A 20,658-nucleotide genomic window follows, 5' to 3' on the forward strand; every position below is an offset into this window, starting at 1 on the left:
ACCAATTCAATCCGACAAATATGCGATAGCAGTTACAAATACAAAACACAAACACACTATTTAGTTTACATTTAAAACAAAAAAATTAATTTTACATTTAAAATGTAATTAAAATACTCCATTAATAAATTTATGCTATTACAATAGCAAATCATCAAAGAAGGGCCGCAAACTTATTTCACTTTCTGACCTTTTAAATACGTGCCCATTGGTTTCATTTTCACTATTTTATTTTCTTCCACTTTCATTAAATCCTGATCATACATAACAAAATCAGCCCATTTCCCCACTTCAAGACTTCCTTTTTCTTTTTCTTCGAAATTTGAATAAGCAGCCCAAATGGTCATTCCTCTTAACGTTTCGGCTCTGGTCAATGCATTCTCCATTTGGAAACCACCTTTTGGATATTCCTTACTGTCTTTTCTCGCAACTGCAGCATGAAAAGTCAGCATGGGATTCACTTCCTCCACAGGAAAATCAGTCCCAAGGGCTACCATTCCCGCTTTTTGAAGTAATTTTTTATAAGCATAGGCATTTTTCAGCCTTTCTTTCCCTAATCTATCTTCCGCCCAATACATATCGGATGTGGCATGCGTAGGTTGAACCGAAGGAATAATTCCAAATTTGAAATAATCAAAATCTTGTTCACGCAAAACTTGTGCGTGCTCAATTTTCCATCTTCTATCTTTGGTTCCAGCCAAAACATCTCCGTAAATTTTCAAAATCACCGTATTTGCCGAATCGCCAATAGCATGCGTATTCAACTGAAACTTTGAAACCGCAATTTGTTTAGCTACATCTTTTAATCCAGAAATTGGTGCCAGCAAAGCGCCATATTGACCTGGCATGTCAGAATACGGTTTGTGCATGCAAGCACCACGAGAACCCAAAGCGCCATCACCGTACATTTTAAAGGATCGTACATTTAGATTATCCGTTTTATAAATTCCTTTTTTTAGATATAAATCAATATTTTTCTGATTTGCAGTAATCATTGCATACACATTAAGCTTCATCACTTTTGCTTTTTGCAAACTATCCATCAAATGAATAATGTCCGGATCTAATCCTGCATCATTTACGGTTGTCAATCCATAATCAAACATTACTTTTTCGGCATCCAGCAAAGCGGCTATTTGTATTTTACGAGTTGGTTTAGGAATTATTTTAAACACTAATTCCATCGGATTATCTACTAAAATTCCTGTTGGTTCTCCATTAGCAATTTCAATCTGACCGCCATCTGCTTTCGTATCTTTAGTGATTCCTGCTAATTTTAATACCTTACTATTAACGATAATCGCATGACCGTCAACTCTGTTTAAAACTACAGGAATATCAGGAAATGCAGCGTCTAAATCAGCTTTTGTAGGATACTTTTTTATTTTCCAGTCGTTTTGATCCCAACCATTACCCACAATAAACGTTGGATTTTTATCTTTTTGAAAAGCCTTTAAACGAGTAATTATTTCGTCCATACTTTTGGTACCGCGTAAATCAGCTTCCTGCAAGCTTAAACCATAGCTATAAAAATGGCAGTGCGCATCAATCAAGCCCGGGTAAATAAATTTTCCTTCCCCGTCTATTGTATTCTTGGATTCATATTGTTTTGAAATTTCGCTATTTGTGCCAATAGCGACAATTTTTCCCTTATCAATTGCCATAGCCGAAGCCTCAGCAAAAGAGTTATTCACCGAGTAAATAGTTGCATCAGTAATAATAGTATCAACGGTAACTTTATTCTTTTGATCACAGGAAATCAACAAAAACAAAGCAAGAAATAAAGTAATAGATCTCATAATAAACATTTTAGTTGTGCTAATATAAAAAAACTGAACCGAATTATTTTAAACAAACAGAATTAAAAGAATTTTTCGAATTCTTAACTTGACCATTCTGATTATTTCCATAAAAAAACGCTCTCGAAAAGGAGAGCGTTTATCTATTTGTAAAATCTTACTTAACTGTGTTTATGCTTTTGCATACGCATCATCATGCACGCTAGCAACTGCTCTTCCTGAAGGATCATTCATGTTCTTGAATGCTTCATCCCATTCTAATGCAATTTTTGTACTACACGCAACGCTTGCTTCTTGCGGAACACACAAAGCAGCTGCATCACTTGGAAAATGTTCATGAAAAATAGAACGATAATAATATTCCTCTTTTGAAGTTGGCGTTTGTAAAGGAAACTTGTATTTAGCATTTGCTAATTGCTCATCCGAAATTTCAACCGCTACCACTTCTTTCAAAGTATCAATCCAACCGTATCCTACACCATCACTAAATTGTTCTTTTTGTCTCCAAGCAACACTTGGCGGCAACATCTCTTCAAAAGCTTTACGAACTACCCACTTTTCCATTGGATGTTCTGCATTAATCATTTTATCCTGAGGATTAACGCGCATAGCCACATCCATAAATTCTTTATCTAAAAACGGCACACGTCCTTCAATTCCCCATGCTGCTAAACTTTTGTTCGCACGCAAACAGTCATACATGTGCAATTTACCTAATTTACGTACGTTTTCTTCGTGGAATTCTCTTGCGTTTGGAGCTTTGTGGAAATACAAATATCCTCCAAAAAGTTCATCTGCTCCTTCGCCTGACAATACCATTTTGATTCCCATAGATTTAATAACTCTCGCCATTAACCACATAGGTGTCGATGCTCTAATAGTAGTCACATCATAGGTTTCCAGGTTGTAAATTACATCTTTAACCGCATCCAAACCTTCTTGGATAGTGAATTTAATTTCGTGGTGAATCGTTCCAATATGATCCGCCACGATTTGAGCTGCCGCTAAATCTGGAGAACCTTCTAATCCTACTGAGAAAGAATGTAATTGCGGATACCAAGCATCAGCAACATCTCCAGATTCAATACGTTTTTGCGCATATTTTTTGGCTACAGCCGAAGTAATAGAAGAATCTAACCCGCCGGAAAGTAATACTCCATAAGGCACATCACTCATCAATTGTCTGTGAACCGCAGCTTCTAAAGCCACTTTAATTTCATCAATGCTGGTTACGTTGTCTTTTACGGCATCGTAATCTGTCCATTCTCTTTTATACCATTGTACAAATTCGCCGTCTTTACTAGACATATAATGTCCCGGAGGAAACAATTGTATTTTGGTACAATATCCTTCTAGCGCTTTCAATTCTGAAGCTACATAAAAAGTTCCGTGCTCATCCCAACCAATGTATAATGGAATAATTCCCATGTGATCACGAGCAACAAAATACTCGTCTTTTTCTACATCATAAATAGCAAATCCAAAAATTCCATTCATTTCATCTATAAAATGAGGTCCTTTTTCTTTGTAAAGTGCTAGAATTACTTCGCAGTCACTTTCTGTTTGGAAGTTGTATTTTCCTTCAAATTGTTTACGCAATTCTCTGTGGTTATAGATTTCACCATTTGCAGCTAAAACAAGTTGTTTATCTTCACTGAACAACGGTTGTTTCCCTGACGCAGGATCGACAATTGCCAAACGTTCGTGAGACAAAATGGCTTTTTCATTACTAAAAATTCCACTCCAGTCCGGTCCACGATGACGGATAATTTTAGACATTTCTAATACTTGCGGTCTTAAAACTTCCGCTTTTTGTTTTAAATCAAAGGCACATACTATTCCGCACATAACTATATATTTTTAATGTTTTGTTTATTTTGATAAGGCAAAGATGGAGTTATAGTTCTAATTGAAAAACACAAATGCTATTTTTAGTTATAAATTATAACCAAAAATTAGCATTTGTATTTAAAATGTAATTAAAAAAGAATAAAAAAGGAATAGAAGTTGAGAATTGTAAAAAGGGATGCAAATGAGACGGATGCAACTTCCGAAGTTTCGGGACGCATTATAACGGATTTTATTCAATAGTCTCTACCAAATACTTCGTACTGTTAATCTCAAAAGTAAAACCTTCTTGATTTCCCATGAGTTTATTTCCCAAAGGAGATTGTGGTGATAATGCGATAATATTGATTCCCTCGACATTGATTTTTGGAAGCGCCACACTCAGATACAAATAGATTCCGTTCGCTTTTACCAAGCTCCCCAAAATAATTGTTTCGGCAATAGTAGCAGCATCAATTTTATCCAAAACTGTTTTTTGATCCAGTACTTCTCTCAATTTACGATTGAGTTTTTCCTGTTCAATGTGCATCATTGACAAAGCGGTTTCATGTTTGTCTCCAGCAGAACCTTTGGCATCGTTCTTAGAATCTTCGGTAAGCGCCACAATCATGTCTTTGAAAACATCGATTCGATCCTGAACTAATTGTAAATAATGGGTATGTATTTTTTGTTTGAAAGTCATAATTAGAATTACAAGCCTGACATAGTTTTGAACCCTCTCAGGCTTTCATTTTTTTTAATAAAAAAAGCGAAGATTGTTTTCCGTTTCGGCTCCCTCTCCTTTGGGGAGAGCTGGGGTGGGGATTTAAAAATCAAATTTATAATTTACTCCTAAAATCACTTGAAATCCCTGAACTGGGTAATTCAACCATTTTTGGTAGGCATTATTAGTGATATTATTGGCACTTGCAAAAGCAGTCAATCGGTCGCTGTATTTGAATCCAACATTTGCATTTACATCAAAATAAGATTTTAAAGTTACAGGAGCAGCATTTGCCGAAAAGGCCGTATTTATCTGAAAATCTTTTCGCTCGCCCACGTAGAACACATTTGCACCAGCGAACCATTTCTCTGTTATATTAAAATCAAGATTTGAATTCAATTTAATTGTTGGCAAATTCCAAGCCTCTTGTTGAAAATCATTAGTATAACTACTGAAAGTTCCGTTGATCCCAAAAGTTACATCTTCAGAAAAATCAGCTTTTAATTCTCCGTAAAAACTCAATGTTTTCATATCGTCATACACTACTTGAAAAGAGTTTCCATACGCATAATCATCATTACTCGTATTTTCATTATAATCATTGCTTCTAAACAAGGCTTTATTTCTTTCGTTTGCATACGAAGCTTTAACATTATAACTCACATTATTAGTCAATTTCCCTTTTAATCCGGCAAAAATATCATACTGCTTGTCTGTTGGTGCAATATTTAATGTTGGTGATAAAAACGGATTTTCATTCACAAAATCCATATAGGAGTTTTGTTCCAAATTTCCTTCGGCACCAGCATAGAAAATCATCAAATCGCCAACCACTTTATACGAAGCATTGAATTGCGGATACACTAAAAATTTATTATTGCTGTTTACATTATCCAAGCTATAAAACAATCCAGCTCCGATATTCAACGTCCAATCATCTTCTTGCATTACAAAACTAGGAGCAATTCCAAAATTTGTAAAACCATATTTCACACGCTCAGTATTCGTATTTGAATAATTTTTCTTAAAACTACCACCAACATAATCGACAATTATATTTGTTTTTACAGCACTTTCCATTACATCAAATTCAACTGTTGGCTTTGCATAAAATCGATTTTCAGAAGATCCGGAAGCATCCGAAAAATGATTGTATTTAAGACTTGCTTTGTTTAAAATACTTTCATTAAATGCTACATTTCCGCCTAATGATATCGTACCGTAAGTTTGCTGTGGATTAATTCCGTTAATTAAAGTCACTCTGTCTTGAGGTGTCAAAGTACTTCCAAAATTTTCTGGCAATCCGTACCAATTATAAATTTGGTTTTGATACCCTAAATCAAGATTCCAAGACACGTCTTTTTGATTGGAACCATACATCAAGTCCAGCGATGTATCGTAAAAACCATCTTCTAATGCTACATTTTGAATTCCGCCTTCAGACGAATGATGACGGAACATTCCACCAACATAATCTGTGTTATTAATATCATGATTTACGAATAACTCACCAATAAAGGTTCCGTAATTACCAACACCAAAAGTGGCGTAATTTTTAAATAAATGTGCTTGTTTTTCTTTTTCTACACCTTCAACTTTTCCTTTGGATGGTGTAAAAGTAGATGCTACAGGAAAAGAGAAAATCGTGTATTTTATGTTTTCTTTTTTAGCATTTCCTTCGTCATCCAGTTCTGGAATTTCTTTTACTTTAAAAGCATCGGAAATTTTTGGCGTATAAGGTTTAACAACATTTACCGTTTCGGTTCCTATTTGCTCTTTCTTTTGTGCAAACGAAGATTGGAATACAAAGAAGAATAAAACCCCCAACCCAACTCTCCCCGAAAGGAAAGGAGCCGAAAACGTTGCTGCCCTATTTGTAAATGATTTTATGTTTAATTGTTTAAATGTCATGTTTTATTTTTTTACTTCTTATTTCTAATGCTTCTACTCTTATTTTAAACTTCCCATTCGCCTTTTGCAATGAATTGCGTTTCTCCTCCTATTTTTATATCAAAATGATTTTCAGTTAATTTTCCATCAAAGTAAATCTGGGAAGCTCTGTTTATAAAATCTCCTTGATGATTGACAATTTTAATTTCTGGTGAATAATATTTTAAAAGAAAAGCCTGTAAACAAGTGCTGGCACTTCCCGTAGCGGCATCTTCAATAAGTTGATTGTTTTCAACACATAGCATTCTGCTAATGAGTTTTGCATCTTCTAAACAATAAAAATATAATGCTCTATGATTGGTTTTACAGTTTACCTGCAACCATTCGTTCATTTTATCCTTGTCAAGAATTAAATTCTCTAATGCTTTTTTGTTTTTGAGGGGAACAATTACAAACGCGCTTCCTGTGGTCACTTCCTGAATGGAAAATTCATCATCAAAATCAGCACTGCTTAGATTACTGAAGGATAAAAAACCCTCTGCAGAAAAAGTATCCAAAAACTGGGGTTGAGCAGCCTGTAACCATACTAAATCGCCTGATTGATTAACGGGAATTTCACCTATTGGGACGTTTAAAGTTATATTTCGCGGTTGATTTCCAAATATTTTATTCATCAAAACCCAAGATGTACCAATAATAGGATGACCCGCAAACTTCATTTCGTGCTCAGGTGTAAAAATTCTGATTTCTGCTGTATTACTTTCAGGGCTAAGCTTCGTAATGAATGTACTTTCCGCAAAGTTAATTTCACGGGCAATTTTTTGCATCTCTTCGGCACTTAAGGCTTCAGCCTCTAAAAAAACAGCCAATTGATTGCCTGCATATTTTTTCTCTGTAAAAACATCAACTATATAAAAAGGTAGATTCATTCTCTTTGTTTTTTGGCTTTCAATTATTTTAAAAATTTTACGCTTGATTTAAGCTATTTTCCAACTTTCAAACCTTGATTTTTATTTTGTTATCGATGAGTTAGTTTTAGATTCTTCGGCTTTAATAGCGTTCAATTCTGTTTGTGCATCTGAAACCACATCTGGAAAATCAGTGAAATTTTGAATTACATTTTCTAAAATATAGGTTGCCTGATAACTGTCTTTCAGTCCGTAAAAGTTTTTGGCCATTAGCACTAATCCTTTGGCTCCAAAATATTTATAGCTAGAATAATTCTTCGCTAATTTTTGAACTGCAACATTTGAAGCTTCAAACTTTTCCTCTTTGTTTTTGAAATAAGCATCATAATACAAGGCTTCGGCTGCTAATTCTCCTTTGGCAATCGTCATTAATTTTGTGTAAGCAACTTTTGCTTTCTCTTCATCACCGGTTTCAATTGCCGCACGTGCAATGATGATTTGCGCATCACTTTTTACATTATCATCCGTTTTAGGATTCATTAAAACCTTCTCAGCATATATAACCGAATTTGGATAATCTTTTTTGTCATAGTACGATTTCATCAAATTAGATTGTGCAAAAGTTTTATTCTGAGAAATATCCGCTTCGTTCTCTAAACGAGATAAAACCGGAATTGCTTTCTCGTACTCTTTGTTTTTAAGGAAAATTTGAGCCAATCGCGACAACGATTGTTCAGTAAATTCACTTCTGGATTGCGCAATTACATACTCGTAATTAGGAATAGATTTGCTCTCTGATCCTTCAGAATAATACAATTGAGCCAGATAATAATTAGCCTGCAAAGCATGAATTCCTCTAGGAAACTGACTTACATAGCCGCTAAATCCTGCTATTGCCTGCTTGGTGTTATTTTGTTGAAATTGTTTTTCAGCAGCTTCATAGGTATCATTATCCAATTCCGCATCCGTAACAGCTACAAAATCCAATGTACGAACCCAAGTTGCATATTCGTCTACTCTTCCATTGTCCACATAAATCAATCGAGCGGTTGCTACCGCTTCTAAAGCCTCCGGAGTTCGAGGAAAATCTGCAGCTACTTTTTTAAATTTCAACAATGCCTGATCATCTTTGTCCGTATTGTAATAAACCAATCCCTGACGTAAAATAGATCTGGAAGTGAAAGAACTTTTTTTGAATTCAGTATTTAATCGGTCATAGGTTTTTACGGCAAGGTCATTTTTATTCTCAGCAACGTAAGTATTTGCCAATTCAAAAAGCGCATCGTCTCTATATTCTGATTTTGGATACAATTGTAAAAAAGCATTTAGCTCATCAATTTTCTTGTCGTTTTTAGCCATAAATCCATAAGAAATTGCTTTTTGGAAATAGGCATAATCCGCATCAACACTTTTAGATTCGATCACTTTAGTGTACGCATCCATTGCGGGGCCGTATTTTGAAGTCACAAAACGACAATCTGCTAAACGTAAATACGAATCATTCAAACGCACTTTATCAGTAGGCGCTTTTTCAATTTGTTTTTGGAAATAATCTCCTGCTTGATCGTATTCTTTCAATTTGAAATACGTGTACGCAATATTATAATTACTGTTTTTAAATTCCGGTGTTGCCGCTGCTTGGTTTGAACCAATGAACTGCTTGAAACTTAATAAAGCGTCTTTAAAATCATTCAAAACATATTCAGTTTCTCCTTGCCAGAACATAGCACGAGCCGTAAAAGCAGGGTCTTTTTGTTCCCCTATTGATTTCGTAAACATTTTCAGTGCTTCCGGATGATTCCCATCGGTATACAATTCTAAACCTCTATAAAAAAGCACTTTTTGGTACGCTAATTTATTTTCTGGCGATTTATTTTTTTCCAATAAAACTAAGGCTTCTTTGTAGTTTTTAGAAGAAATATAAGAATCTATTAGTAATTTCTCCACCTCAGAACGGCTTGCATTATCTGGATATTTTTTCAAGAAAGCTTGTAAAACTGCTGGTACACTTTGATACGAATTCCCTAATTCATAACTTAGTTTCGCATAATTTAAACTCGCATCTTCTTGAATTGCTACATCAAACTCCATTTCCGAAGCATTTTTGAAAGCGTTCAAAGCCTGTTGCTTTTTATCCGTATTCAGGTAACTTTCTCCCAAATGATAATAGGCATTTTGCGCTACGAAATCTTTCCCGCCAATGATTTTATTGAACTGAGAAATCGCGTTTTCGTAGTCTTTTTGTTTGTAATACGCATATCCTAATTGGTAAAAATCCGTATTATTCCATTTTCCTTTTTTTCCTTTATAATCTACTAAAAATGGAATTGCTTTATCATATTGTTTTAAATTGAAGTAGCTTTCGCCAATGATTTTATTCAGTTCTGATTTTTCCAAAGGAGTTGATTTAGCCATTGCTTTCTGACCTAAATCAATTGCTTTTTGGAAATTTCCAAGTTTAAAATTCATATCAGCCTGATAATACGAAAGCTTTTCTTTGTACTTTTCTTCCCCAGAAACTTCATCAAAATACTTTGTAGCTTGCTTGTAATCATCGCCTTCATACGCCATAAACCCTAAATAATATTTGGCTTGAGAACCATACTCAGCTGAGTTTACCACTTTATTCAAATAGACTGTAGCTTCCTTTTTCTTTTTGGCATTAAAAAAACTATAGCCTTTCTGGAAGTTAAATTTATCTTGATCGCTTCTGCTTAAGCTGCTTTCGTCTACTTTATCAAACCATTGTAACGCTTGTGGATAATTCCCTTGGTTAAAATGATAATGTGCTACTTCGATGTACGCTTGGTTTTGTTTTACGCTGGTAGGAAAATCCGAAACAAATTGCTCCATCAATTCATCCGCATTGGATTGATTGGTTCGAATGGCGCAATTAGCCGCATAATATGCACAATCAGATTTTAGCTCTTCAGTAGTGGCTGTTTCCTTTACTTTATTAAAAATTAGTTGCGCCGATGCATATTGCGCATCTTTAAATAAAGAAACCGCTTTATTGAAATCTTTCGAATCGTGCGTGTATATGGATGATTTTTGTGCCGAAACAGTGGCCGTTATAATGAAAATTGGAATAAAGAAGAGCCAAGAAATTTTACGCATTGTGATTTTATTTTAATAATTCAAATGTATCATATTCTGAAGTCTATAACGAATCGTTATTGGCTTTTATTATGAACATTTTTTTTAACACTGCAGAATTTAACTTTCATTGCTGTACTATTCATCCCTGTAAACTCCGCTACTTTCGCATATTATTTATAATTATCACAATTCTATCTAATTGAATAGAATTTATTTTGAATAGAACCGTTATCTTATTACTTTTACCCAATAAACAAATGCAAATTATGTCACAATCCGTACTGTCTCTAAAAAATGTAAACATTTATCAAGAAGGTAAATCTATTTTATCCCAAGTAGACTTGGAGGTAAAACACGGTGAATTCCTTTATATTATTGGAAAAACAGGTTCCGGAAAAAGTAGTTTAATGAAAACTTTATATGCTGATTTACCTTTAACGGAAGGTGAAGGTCATATAGTAGATTTTGATTTAGCCACTTTAAAAGAAGATGACATTCCGTTTTTGAGAAGAAAGATTGGAATCGTTTTTCAAGATTTCAAATTACTACCGGACCGTACTGTATATGACAATATGTTGTTTGTACTTAAAGCAACTGGCTGGACAGACAACGTAGAAATGCAAAATAAGATTGACGAAGTTTTGAATAAAGTGGGAATGAGGGATTTTGGCAAAAAAATGCCACATCAACTTTCTGGAGGAGAACAGCAGCGTGTGGCTATCGCCAGAGCTTTGCTTAACGACCCGGAATTAATCCTTGCTGATGAACCAACAGGAAATTTAGATCCACAAACGAGCGCCGAAGTTTTAGAAGTCTTAAAGAAAATCAATGCTAACGGAAAAACCATTATTATGGCAACACACGATTATGCGTTGCTAATGAAATTCCCTTCAAAAACATTGAAATGCGAAGATGCAAAAATCTTTGAAGTGGTTCAGAGAACGGCATAATGCTTTCCATTCTAGTTCCTATATACAATTACAATGTTTATCCGCTTGTTTTAGAGCTGCACAAACAATGTATAGATTGCGGAATACATTTTGAAATTCTATGTCAAGACGACGCTTCTCAATCTAGTTTGAATGCATCAAATGAAAATGTGAATGCAGTATCAAATTGCAGTTTTGTCTCTTTAAAAGAAAATCTGGCACATCGTGAAAACAGAAATTCTCTTGCCGAACAAGCAAAATTTGATTACTTGCTTTTCATCGACGGCGACTCTATTATTATTCATGACAATTTTATAAAAAAATACATTGACAATCTTCAGGATTTTGATGTTGTTTATGGCGGAAGGTTGCATCCTGAAAAATGTCCTTCCGAAAATCAAAAACTACGTTGGAAATACGGACGATTTATTGAGGACAAATCTGCAGCAAACCGAAAGAAAAAGCCATATCAATCATTACTTTTTAATAATACTGTAATCAAAAAGGGCTGTTTCAACAAAGTAAAATTTGACACCAACAGAAAGAAATACGGTCATGATGACACCCAACTTTCGTATGAGTTAAGTCTTTTAAAATCTAACGTTAATCACATTGAAAACCCTGTTGAACATGGTGACATTGATACCAATTTGGTTTATTTGAACAAAACCAAAGAGTCTTTAGAAAATTTGATTTCGCTATACGAACAAGAAAAAATTGATGTTGAATTTGTAAGACTGATTCAATTGTATCATTTTTTAAAAAGAACAAAATCTACTTTTATCATTTCAAAAATACATTCTGTTTTTGAGAAATATCTACTACAAAATTTGACTGGGAAGAATCCTAATTTATTTCTTTTTAATTGGTTTCGAGTTGGGTATTTATGCTCGATAAATCATAAAAATTAATTCTTTTTCATTCCAATAAATAATTGATTCCAAGTTTCCATAATAGCATCGATATGGTATTTTTCGCTCGACAATTTTGCCTTTTTCCCCATCTCTCTTCTTAATTTTACATTTTCGATTAAAGTCACGACTGCTTTCACATAATCTGATTCGTTTCCATTTTCAATCAAAAAACCATCTTCTTTTTGAGACAAAATACCTCTTGGTCCGCACGGGCAATCATAAGCAATACATGGCAATCCGGAAGCCATCGCCTCAATCAAAACCATTCCAAAACCTTCAAATCGAGACGTCATCAGATAAAACGAAGCGTCTAAATATTTTTTATCAATATCTTGAACCGGCTTATGAAAAACAACATTATTCGAAACATTTAGATTTTCGGCTAGCAATTTTAAATCGAGATTTCCTGATGCTTTTCCGTAAATTTCCAATATCCAATCCGGATGTTTTGTAACTACTTTTTTCCAGATTTGTAACATTCTGTCAAAACCTTTTTCATACGTATGTCGTCCTACAGCAATGACTTTTTTACTTTCTAAAGCACTCGGTTTTCCGGAAGTAAACCATAAAGGGTTTGGGATAACAATAGTGTTATTTACATTCCATTCTGGAATGCTTTCGCTGGTTTCCACAACAAACCGATCGTATTTCTTTATTCCTATTTTTTTTAACGCATGAAAACAATTAAATGCAACTTTCGTCAAAATATTTTTATCAGATTCTCTCTCCTCGACAAACTTAGAACTGTGCATTTCTAGCACAAGAGGGACTTTATTTTTTAAAATAAAAGTAATTAAATACGCTTTTAGTCCATTATCACAAACAACAATAATATCAGGTTGAATTGCTTTAATTTTACTTTTTAACCCTTTGGAAAAAGAATTAAAAAACTGAAAAAAATTACCTTTCAATAGTATATCGTGAAAAATAATATTGGAATTGAAATAATAAAATAAAGGAGAAAAACCCTTGTTTTGAGTCAGAATATGAACTTCATATCCCAATTTTTCGACCAGATAATTAGCTTTTATAGAAAGGACTCTGGCTACACCGCCTTCGTTATTTATATTGGGAACAATGTATAAAAGTTTCATTTTTTAGAAATCAAAAATTCATCAAAATCCCGAATATAATCTTCTTCATCGAACACATCAGATGCCAAAACCAAACAAACCGATCCGGAAGAAAAATTTTGCAATTCTCTCCAAATGCCTGTTGGTATCAATAATCCAAGATTTGGTTTGTTCAATATAAATGATTTTTTGTCTAATCCATCCTGAAGAACAACCTCAAAACTTCCGCTCAAAGCAATTAACACTTCGCTTTGACTAATGTGAGAATGACCACCTCTAAAGGAATTACTGGGCACATCAAAAAGATAATACACACGTTTGAATTCAAATGGCAAAACATCCTCTTGAATAAATGCCAAATTCCCACGCTGGTCTTCTACAACGGGTAATTTAAGTAATTGTATATCTTTTAATGTTGTCATAATTGTGTTATAAACTAATTTTCATCAAGTTCAACCATTGCTGCCCAATAGCTAAAACCGAAAAAGACTGTACGCTTTGTGGTGCATTTTGTTTGCAATATCGATATAAATTCTCGTCTTCTATAAATAAATTCATGGCCTCCGTAAGTTTATCAACATTTTGATTTTCGACTAGCAATCCATTTTCCTGATGCTGAATCATTTCACTTGGTCCTGACAAACAATCAAACGCAACAACTGGAGTTCCGCAAGCCAGTGATTCTAAAATAACGTTGGGCAAGCCTTCATTTAAACTACTCAAAACGAAAAATTTAGCTTTTTTTATATACTTGAACGGATTATTTTGATATCCTAAAAAATGTACTTTATCATCAATATTGCTCTGTTTGGCTAACTTTTGAAGTCTGATTTTTCGTTCTCCTTCTCCTAATAAGACTAAATGAATATTACTTTTTGGTAAAATAGATTTAGAATACGCCTCTATTAATTTGTCGAATTGTTTGATGTTTGTTTCCATTTGTCCTACGCCAATAATATAATCATAAGGAAGTTCATTAAACTCCACACTCTTTTCTGCAATAGCATCAATATCTATTGGATTATAAATTCTGACAACGTTCTTAAGATGGTGTTTTCTTTCTATTAATGCTTTGGATTCATTTGTAATACTTACTAATTTATAACAATCTCCATACATAAAACGGGTAAGAAAAGAGCAATTAGGCATATAGTGATCGATTAAATAACTATGAACCATGAAAATAGATTTAGTTCTATAGAGCCATTTTGCTATTATTAATTCCTGAATAGGTTTTATTCGAAATCGGAAATCAATTATAAAATCAAAATTATTTTCGTCGAGATATCTTTTAAGAAATACCAAGCGATTCCATTTATTAAAAAGTCCATTGGTACCATTTTTCATTTTCCCCAAATTGACTAATTTCCCTGAATAGGAATAGGAAACCTCATCAAGAACAATAATATTGTGAATTTCTATTCCTTTTTTTTCAAAAAACTGAGACAAGAGAGCCATCACTTTTTCGGCTCCACCATGACTTAATCGATAACCAATTAAAGCAATTTTAATTTTTTTGTTAGGCAAAATCATTATCGATTTGTTATTTTCGTATCAAATATAACTCTTTTAAAAAAATATGCAACACAATCCATTGGTTACCATTATTTGCTTGTGTTACAATCAGGAAAAGTATGTCTTAGAGAGTTTGTTTTCAGTAATTAATCAAGATTATCCTTCTGTAGAGCTAATTATTGTTGACGATTGCAGTACTGACAATTCTAAATCAGTGATTGAAAAATGGGGTGTTGATTTCCCTAAAATTCAATTTATGGCAAATAAAACTAATTTAGGAAGTACAAAATCGTTCAATAAAGCACTCAAAAAAGCCAAAGGAGAATATATTATTGACTTGGCTGCGGATGATGTGTTACTTCCCAACTGTGTTGCTTCACAAATACATGCTTTCAAAAACACAACTTACAAAAACCTTGGAATTGTATATGGAAATGTTGAATTAATCACTAAAAAAGGCGAATTTGAATCTTATTATTTCCCTGTGGATAGTTTTAAAAAAGTAATTACCCCGAGAACAACAGGTGATATTTATAAATCAGTTCTTTCTGGCGGAGATAGCATTTGTTCAGTGTCGGCGATGGTAAAAAAAACGGTATTTGACCATTTAAATGGCTATGATGAAACGCTGGTTTACGAAGATTTGGATTTTTGGATTCGTGCTTCCCGAATTTATGATTTTGATTTTATCGACGAAATCCTAATGCAGAAAAGGATTGTACCGAACTCTTTAGGAACCGATTTTTTCAAGAAGAAAGATTCAAGAGCAAAAAAAATAAATCACTCCACCTATTTAATTTTAAAAAAAGCAATTGATCTCAATAAAACAAAAGAAGAAAATAAAGCCCTTTTAAAACGAATCCATTTTGAGATGATTTTGGCTTATAAAACATCTAATTTCGCATTAGTATTAAAGTATATTTTATTGGAAGTTAAGTTGAGAATAATTTCGTGACTTAATAAACTAGACGATTAAATAAGCATCTAAGGAATCTTTTTCCCCTTCCCAATCTCGGGAAATAGAATCTTTTATAAATTTTGCAGGAATACCGCCTATCAAAATATTCGAACCCGAAGTAGTATAATCACTATTACACAAGCTATTAGAGGCAACGGTACAGTAATCCGGAGTTTTGGTCTTTTGCATGACAGAAACTCTACTGCCTACATAATTATAGTTCCCAATCACTATTGGAGCGGTCATTTCAAACTTTTCTCCCGTTTGGGTATCCATCATCTGATGAAAATTAGTATCCATGATTTGGGATTCCGAACCAAAACGGGCATAATTACCAAATACAATTCGTTCTATACAAATCAATTTAGCATAAGAACCCAAAGATGACATGTGACCAAATTCACAATAACCATTCTCACCGACATAGATAAAATAATCTTTACCAAATTGAACATGTCCTTTGAATACTATTTTTCCTAAAATATTAATTTCGGCTATCCCCTTATGGAGCGTATTCATTTCATAAGGCTGTCCAAAACCAATCATGCCTTTTTTAATTTTCCCTTCAATTTCTATTTTACCGGCTATTGAGGCAAATTTTACCGTTCCATAAAAAAACACAGGTAGTTTTTTGGCGGTACTGAAAGGAAATTTTTTGAAATTAAAATAGAGTGTTTTAGTCCAATTTACAGCATAATACAATTGCAATTTTTTATAACCTGATTTTGCTTTTCTATAATTATTTTTTAAAATTTCAATCATTGTTCTTTTTAATTATAGCATTAAACAAACCTTTCAGTTCCATTTTTTTATTCATTTGAAACAATACAAAAACTATTGAAATCACTACCATTACTGACATCAAACTATATTTTATAATCGTATATGGAATATATCGAAATAAAAAAGTAGCCATGCACATCAAAAAACAAATACCATAAATATTATAAAAATCGGAGTCAAAATAAAAACCATATCTTTTTTTAGTAATTATTTTTAATCCAAAAAAATGAATCAAATAAAAGACAAAAAAACTAATTCCAAGCCCTTCTAATCCATAAAAATGATATCCTAAAACATTTAAAAATAACGAAATAAGGTTAAAACCAAAAGCCGTTTTGATAAACATTTTTGAGTCTCCTTTGGCAATCAAAATATAACCCATCGACCAGGAAACTGCTCTGAATAACATGGCTAATATCCCGAAACAAACCATTGGAATAATCGAAATGAATTTTGGCGTGTAAATAATTTTTACAATGAGTGGAATTAGTGTTAAAAACAAGATAATTATAGGTGTTATAATCAATATTGAGATGAAAGATTGCTGTACCACACTTGTTCTGACTTTTTCGTTTTCATCACTTATTGAAGCCAGTCTTGGAAAATAATCGGTACTCATTGCCGTAAAAATTATTCCAACATAAGAATTCAACAACGTAAAACCTGCATTATAAAATCCTACTTGTTCTAAACCTCCTTGTTTCCCAACATAAATTTGGATAAAATAGGTTGAAAGTAAAGTAAACAAACCACTTAGTGTCAAAAGAATTCCCAGTTTAATGATACTTTTTCCTTCGCTGGTCAATTGTTTATTAGAAATGACAATTTTATTCAATTTTATCTTTTTCGAATAAAAGAAAGAAAACAACATTGACGAAAGTGAGACAATAATAATTGTAGGGACAATAGCGTCTATCCGGTAGTAATAATACAATGGAATTGAGAATAGCAATCCAAACAAATTTCCGTAAAAATTGGCTTTCGCCAAAAGTCTCATTCTCCTTAAACCTTGTAAAACCACAAATTCCCCGATCATTAATTGTCTAAACAACAACGTAATTGAAATAAAAACAAACAAAAAAGTATGATTTGAATTCCCAAAAGTTAACTGACTCAGCCAACTGGAAAGAAAAACAGTAACAAGACATCCTAAAATCCCCGTTAATAATGCCAGCCTTTTTACTATTGCTACAATAGTCGCTATACTACTTAAATCATCATTTTTGTAATTGCTTGAAACATGTTTAATCCCACTAGTTTCAATCCCTAAACTCGTAACACCACCTATAACACTTATAGCTGAATTCAATAAAGTCACAATTCCCATTCCTGTTGGACCAATGAAAACAGCAATTAATTTGGTCCGAATTATAGAAATAAGAATAGTGAAAAATTGTACACCACCAAAAAGCGAAGTGGTTTTAACAATTTGATAATATGACGTTTTGCTATCAGACACTATTTAATACTTGTTTAAAATTGAAACAATGAAACCCACTTCATCCATTGTCAAAACAGGACTTATAGGCAAACTCAATACTTCGTCATGAATTTTTTGGGTAATCGGAAAAGACAAATAATTCCAGTCAGATAATGCTTTTTGATTATGCGGCGGAATTGGATAATGTATTACAGTTTGAATACCATTTTGATGTAAATAGTCTTGCAAATCGATTCTGTTTTGTGTTCGAATGACAAACAAATGAAAAACATGATTAGATTGCTTCGTTCCTCTCAATGACACTATTGGAAGTATTATTTTTTCATTTTTTATTTCGGACAAATAGCGTTTGGCAATTGTTTTCCGCTTTTCATTATCAGCATTTAAAAACGGTAATTTCACATTTAAGAAAGCCGCTTGCAGTTCATCTAATCTTGAATTTACTCCTATATAATCATTATAATATTTTGCTTCCGAACCATAATTGCGAAGTGATTGAATGACTTTGGCTAACTCCGAATCATTTGTTGTAACAGCACCGGCGTCTCCTAAAGCGCCAAGATTTTTTCCGGGATAAAAACTATAGGCTTGGGTTTTAGGAATTATATTCTGCGTGTCTAAACTTTCGACTTTTGACTTTTGACTTTTGACTTCTAAAATTGCACCGTGAGCCTGAGCCGCATCTTCAACAACTAATAAATTATTTGCAAAAGCTATCTGATTTATCTCTTCCATTTCAGCCAATTGACCATAAAGATGAACGACTAAAATTGCTTTGGTTTTCGAAGTAATTTTTTCTAAAATTAAATCGGGATTGATGTTGTAGGTTTCTAATTTTGGCTCAACCAAAACAGGAATTAAATCTGCTTGTAAAATAGCCAGAATACTCGCAATATAAGTATTTGCAGGTACAATAACTTCATCCCCTTTTTGCAATTTTCCTAACTGAATATAACCTTTGAAAATCAAAACTAAAGCATCAAAACCGTTTCCTGTCCCGATGCAATATTTGGCACCGCAATACTTGGCAAAACTAGATTCAAATTCCTTGACTTCATTCCCTAAAATATACCAGCCATTATCTAAAACCGCTTTCATTTTCTCCTGAAATGCAGTTTCATATGGTTCGTTTATTTTTTTTAAATCAAGAAATAGTATCATATAAGATTCATTTTATAAAAATCCTGACTGTAAACAGAACATCCTAATTCTTCTTTTTGTTTTAAAAGTCCTGCGTGATATCCTTTTTCATTGTCATCATTAACGATACCCATATCAAAAAAAAGCTTTCCTTCGCTTTTGTATTTTTGTATCAATCGAATGAATAAAAAATCCAACGCGCGCAACTCCTCTCCTTTCTTAGTAGTAGCTCCATATTGCGATTTTACTATAGTTTCCGTTTCGAATACTGTAATCCCAGCAATAATAACGCCCTCATAATATACTGAAAACTGTTTGATATTATTAGGGAACATTTCCTTTAACTTTGTAATTTCCTGTAGGGTATGAACCGGTTTTGCATTATGTTTCTCGAATAATCTCGGCTCTAAAACCAATTCCCAAAAAGATTCCAATTGCTGTTCTTCGACCATTTCTAAATCGAGTTCTTCAATTTTTCTGAAATGCTTTAATTTACTTTTTGAAATCGTTAAAGGCATCACTAAATTAATAGCCAGATTCATTTCTTTTTTATCCAAAAACGCTCCTTTTTTAAGTAAAAAAAAGTCGGATTCATGATTCCCGCCAGAAGAATAGAAAAAGGGAATTGGTTTATAATAAAAAAATTGTAACCCATTTTCTTTAAAAAAAGACAAAAGGGAATCCAAAATTATTTCTACTTTTTCTCCCTTTATTTTAGCGGAATATACTAATCCACCATACGTCAAACCTTGATGGGAAAAAACTATTGCTCCAGCTTTATTTGCCGGTAAAACAGCAATCAGTTTTTCATCCTCAAAAACCATCAAGGAGAAATCCTCGAATCGCTCTTTATGATATTCCATAAAATCACGGTGAAATAAAAAGGTAGCGTTTTTGGCTTGACCAATAAAGGCATTCCAATTTATATAATCGCTTTCGTGGTATTGTTTGACGGAATAATTTTTCACTATTTGATTTTAGACTTCGTGAAATTAAGCATTTTTTATTTATGTTCTAAAGTAGGCAAATACCATTTAAATTTCACGGCCATCAATCGAACCGAAATGATAACTAGAGAGGTTGTTAAATATAAAACATCCTTTTCTAAATTAAATTCTCGTAGGATGAAGAAAATAATTCCGCCTAGAATACAAATCGTTGCATAAATTTCTCTTCTGAAAATAACGGGGATTTCAGTACACAAAATATCTCGAATAACGCCTCCAAAACAAGCTGTCATAGTTCCTAAAGCCACACAAATGACTGGATGAAGTCCAATGTTTATTCCTTTTTCAAGACCTATTAAAGTAAAAACTCCCAACCCAATGGTGTCAAATAAAAACAAAGAAGTTCGCAATCTGTCGAATTTTTTTCTAAAAATAATGGCTAGTATAAATCCGATGATTATCACATAAACATATTTTAAATCCAACATCCATCCTACTGGCGTCCTGCCAATCATGATGTCTCGCAAGGTTCCGCCGCCCACGGCAGTTACAAATGCAATAATAAATACACCAAAAGGATCCATTTTTTTATTCATTGCCGTCAAAGCGCCAGACATGGCAAAAGCCATCGTACCGATGATGTCTAATAAATGGAACATGCTGTTTTTTTGGATTTAAAAATGGATAAAAAGAATGCTATCAATTGCATAT

Annotated in this window: 17 protein-coding genes; 3 read left to right on the plus strand and 14 right to left on the minus strand. The window is 33.3% G+C overall.

Annotation, left to right across the window (positions count from 1 at the left end; genetic code table 11):
- Nucleotides 1-173: 173 nt before the first annotated feature.
- From ACXX80_RS01480 to ACXX80_RS01505, 6 genes are all read right to left on the minus strand, one after another.
- A complete protein-coding gene (locus ACXX80_RS01480; RefSeq protein ID WP_458551709.1) occupies nucleotides 174-1,799 on the minus strand; it encodes an amidohydrolase in 1,626 nt (541 codons plus the stop codon).
- 171 nt (nucleotides 1,800-1,970) lie between these two features.
- Complete coding sequence (asnB, locus tag ACXX80_RS01485) at nucleotides 1,971-3,647, minus strand: asparagine synthase B (protein ID WP_113633546.1); 1,677 nt, start codon at nucleotides 3,645-3,647, stop codon at nucleotides 1,971-1,973.
- Between the two features lie 232 nt (nucleotides 3,648-3,879).
- Entirely contained in the window at nucleotides 3,880-4,329 is a 450-nt protein-coding gene (locus tag ACXX80_RS01490; RefSeq protein ID WP_458551710.1) for a hypothetical protein, read from the minus strand.
- 123 nt (nucleotides 4,330-4,452) lie between these two features.
- The gene (locus tag ACXX80_RS01495; RefSeq protein WP_458551711.1) at nucleotides 4,453-6,261 is read right to left on the minus strand and encodes a porin family protein; all 1,809 of its coding nucleotides are present in this window, start codon (nucleotides 6,259-6,261) and stop codon (nucleotides 4,453-4,455) included.
- Nucleotides 6,262-6,305: 44 nt separating this feature from the next.
- Nucleotides 6,306-7,169: a PhzF family phenazine biosynthesis protein gene (locus tag ACXX80_RS01500; RefSeq protein WP_458551712.1), complete on the minus strand. Its 864-nt coding sequence runs from the start codon at nucleotides 7,167-7,169 to the stop codon at nucleotides 6,306-6,308.
- An 81-nt stretch (nucleotides 7,170-7,250) separates the two neighbouring features.
- Complete coding sequence (locus tag ACXX80_RS01505; RefSeq protein WP_458551713.1) at nucleotides 7,251-10,265, minus strand: tetratricopeptide repeat protein; 3,015 nt, start codon at nucleotides 10,263-10,265, stop codon at nucleotides 7,251-7,253.
- 248 nt (nucleotides 10,266-10,513) lie between these two features.
- Between ACXX80_RS01505 and ACXX80_RS01510 the strand changes: the two genes are divergently transcribed.
- Nucleotides 10,514-11,197 carry a cell division ATP-binding protein FtsE gene (locus ACXX80_RS01510; RefSeq protein ID WP_315207127.1) on the plus strand — a complete coding sequence of 228 codons (684 nt, stop codon included), beginning with the start codon at nucleotides 10,514-10,516 and terminating at the stop codon, nucleotides 11,195-11,197.
- A complete protein-coding gene (locus tag ACXX80_RS01515) occupies nucleotides 11,197-12,087 on the plus strand; it encodes a glycosyltransferase family 2 protein (protein ID WP_458551714.1) in 891 nt (296 codons plus the stop codon). The genes ACXX80_RS01510 and ACXX80_RS01515 overlap by 1 nt, the downstream gene beginning before the upstream one ends.
- On the opposite strand, the gene ACXX80_RS01520 is transcribed toward ACXX80_RS01515, so the two are convergent.
- Genes ACXX80_RS01520 through ACXX80_RS01530 form a run of 3 tightly spaced genes read right to left on the minus strand, consistent with a single transcriptional unit; the run spans nucleotide 12,084 to nucleotide 14,690 of the window.
- The gene (locus ACXX80_RS01520) at nucleotides 12,084-13,184 is read right to left on the minus strand and encodes a glycosyltransferase family 4 protein (RefSeq protein WP_458551715.1); all 1,101 of its coding nucleotides are present in this window, start codon (nucleotides 13,182-13,184) and stop codon (nucleotides 12,084-12,086) included. The genes ACXX80_RS01515 and ACXX80_RS01520 overlap by 4 nt on opposite strands.
- Complete coding sequence (locus ACXX80_RS01525; protein WP_458551716.1) at nucleotides 13,181-13,585, minus strand: sugar 3,4-ketoisomerase; 405 nt, start codon at nucleotides 13,583-13,585, stop codon at nucleotides 13,181-13,183. Before ACXX80_RS01525 ends, ACXX80_RS01520 begins: the two co-directional genes overlap by 4 nt.
- Before the next feature lie 7 nt (nucleotides 13,586-13,592).
- On the minus strand, nucleotides 13,593-14,690 hold the full coding sequence (locus ACXX80_RS01530) for a glycosyltransferase (RefSeq protein WP_458551717.1): 1,098 nt from the start codon (nucleotides 14,688-14,690) through the stop codon (nucleotides 13,593-13,595).
- 52 nt (nucleotides 14,691-14,742) lie between these two features.
- On the opposite strand from ACXX80_RS01530, the gene ACXX80_RS01535 reads away from it, so the two are divergent.
- Entirely contained in the window at nucleotides 14,743-15,633 is an 891-nt protein-coding gene (locus ACXX80_RS01535; RefSeq protein WP_458551718.1) for a glycosyltransferase, read from the plus strand.
- Nucleotides 15,634-15,642: 9 nt separating this feature from the next.
- Here the strand turns inward: ACXX80_RS01535 and ACXX80_RS01540 are convergent, their stop codons facing one another.
- The 5 genes from ACXX80_RS01540 to ACXX80_RS01560 are packed head-to-tail and all read right to left on the minus strand — an operon-like array spanning nucleotide 15,643 to nucleotide 20,606.
- Complete coding sequence (locus ACXX80_RS01540; RefSeq protein ID WP_458551719.1) at nucleotides 15,643-16,398, minus strand: acyltransferase; 756 nt, start codon at nucleotides 16,396-16,398, stop codon at nucleotides 15,643-15,645.
- Entirely contained in the window at nucleotides 16,391-17,878 is a 1,488-nt protein-coding gene (locus ACXX80_RS01545) for an oligosaccharide flippase family protein (protein ID WP_458551720.1), read from the minus strand. The genes ACXX80_RS01540 and ACXX80_RS01545 overlap by 8 nt, the downstream gene beginning before the upstream one ends.
- Nucleotides 17,879-17,881: 3 nt before the next feature.
- Complete coding sequence (locus tag ACXX80_RS01550) at nucleotides 17,882-19,021, minus strand: DegT/DnrJ/EryC1/StrS family aminotransferase (protein ID WP_458551721.1); 1,140 nt, start codon at nucleotides 19,019-19,021, stop codon at nucleotides 17,882-17,884.
- Nucleotides 19,018-19,968 carry a GNAT family N-acetyltransferase gene (locus ACXX80_RS01555; protein WP_458551722.1) on the minus strand — a complete coding sequence of 317 codons (951 nt, stop codon included), beginning with the start codon at nucleotides 19,966-19,968 and terminating at the stop codon, nucleotides 19,018-19,020. The genes ACXX80_RS01550 and ACXX80_RS01555 overlap by 4 nt, the downstream gene beginning before the upstream one ends.
- 35 nt (nucleotides 19,969-20,003) lie before the next feature.
- On the minus strand, nucleotides 20,004-20,606 hold the full coding sequence (locus ACXX80_RS01560) for a trimeric intracellular cation channel family protein (RefSeq protein ID WP_417950342.1): 603 nt from the start codon (nucleotides 20,604-20,606) through the stop codon (nucleotides 20,004-20,006).
- Nucleotides 20,607-20,658 lie beyond the last annotated feature (52 nt).

This window comes from Flavobacterium sp. GNP002 (genome assembly GCF_054343795.1).

Coding starts and splice junctions, on each gene's coding strand:
- ACXX80_RS01480 (WP_458551709.1), bottom strand. CDS start 1,799: ATGAGATCTATTACTTTATTTCTTGCTTTGTTTTTGTTGATTTCCTGT.
- asnB (WP_113633546.1), bottom strand. CDS start 3,647: ATGTGCGGAATAGTATGTGCCTTTGATTTAAAACAAAAAGCGGAAGTT.
- ACXX80_RS01490 (WP_458551710.1), bottom strand. CDS start 4,329: ATGACTTTCAAACAAAAAATACATACCCATTATTTACAATTAGTTCAG.
- ACXX80_RS01495 (WP_458551711.1), bottom strand. CDS start 6,261: ATGACATTTAAACAATTAAACATAAAATCATTTACAAATAGGGCAGCA.
- ACXX80_RS01500 (WP_458551712.1), bottom strand. CDS start 7,169: ATGAATCTACCTTTTTATATAGTTGATGTTTTTACAGAGAAAAAATAT.
- ACXX80_RS01505 (WP_458551713.1), bottom strand. CDS start 10,265: ATGCGTAAAATTTCTTGGCTCTTCTTTATTCCAATTTTCATTATAACG.
- ACXX80_RS01510 (WP_315207127.1), top strand. CDS start 10,514: ATGTCACAATCCGTACTGTCTCTAAAAAATGTAAACATTTATCAAGAA.
- ACXX80_RS01515 (WP_458551714.1), top strand. CDS start 11,197: ATGCTTTCCATTCTAGTTCCTATATACAATTACAATGTTTATCCGCTT.
- ACXX80_RS01520 (WP_458551715.1), bottom strand. CDS start 13,184: ATGAAACTTTTATACATTGTTCCCAATATAAATAACGAAGGCGGTGTA.
- ACXX80_RS01525 (WP_458551716.1), bottom strand. CDS start 13,585: ATGACAACATTAAAAGATATACAATTACTTAAATTACCCGTTGTAGAA.
- ACXX80_RS01535 (WP_458551718.1), top strand. CDS start 14,743: ATGCAACACAATCCATTGGTTACCATTATTTGCTTGTGTTACAATCAG.
- ACXX80_RS01540 (WP_458551719.1), bottom strand. CDS start 16,398: ATGATTGAAATTTTAAAAAATAATTATAGAAAAGCAAAATCAGGTTAT.
- ACXX80_RS01550 (WP_458551721.1), bottom strand. CDS start 19,021: ATGATACTATTTCTTGATTTAAAAAAAATAAACGAACCATATGAAACT.
- ACXX80_RS01560 (WP_417950342.1), bottom strand. CDS start 20,606: ATGTTCCATTTATTAGACATCATCGGTACGATGGCTTTTGCCATGTCT.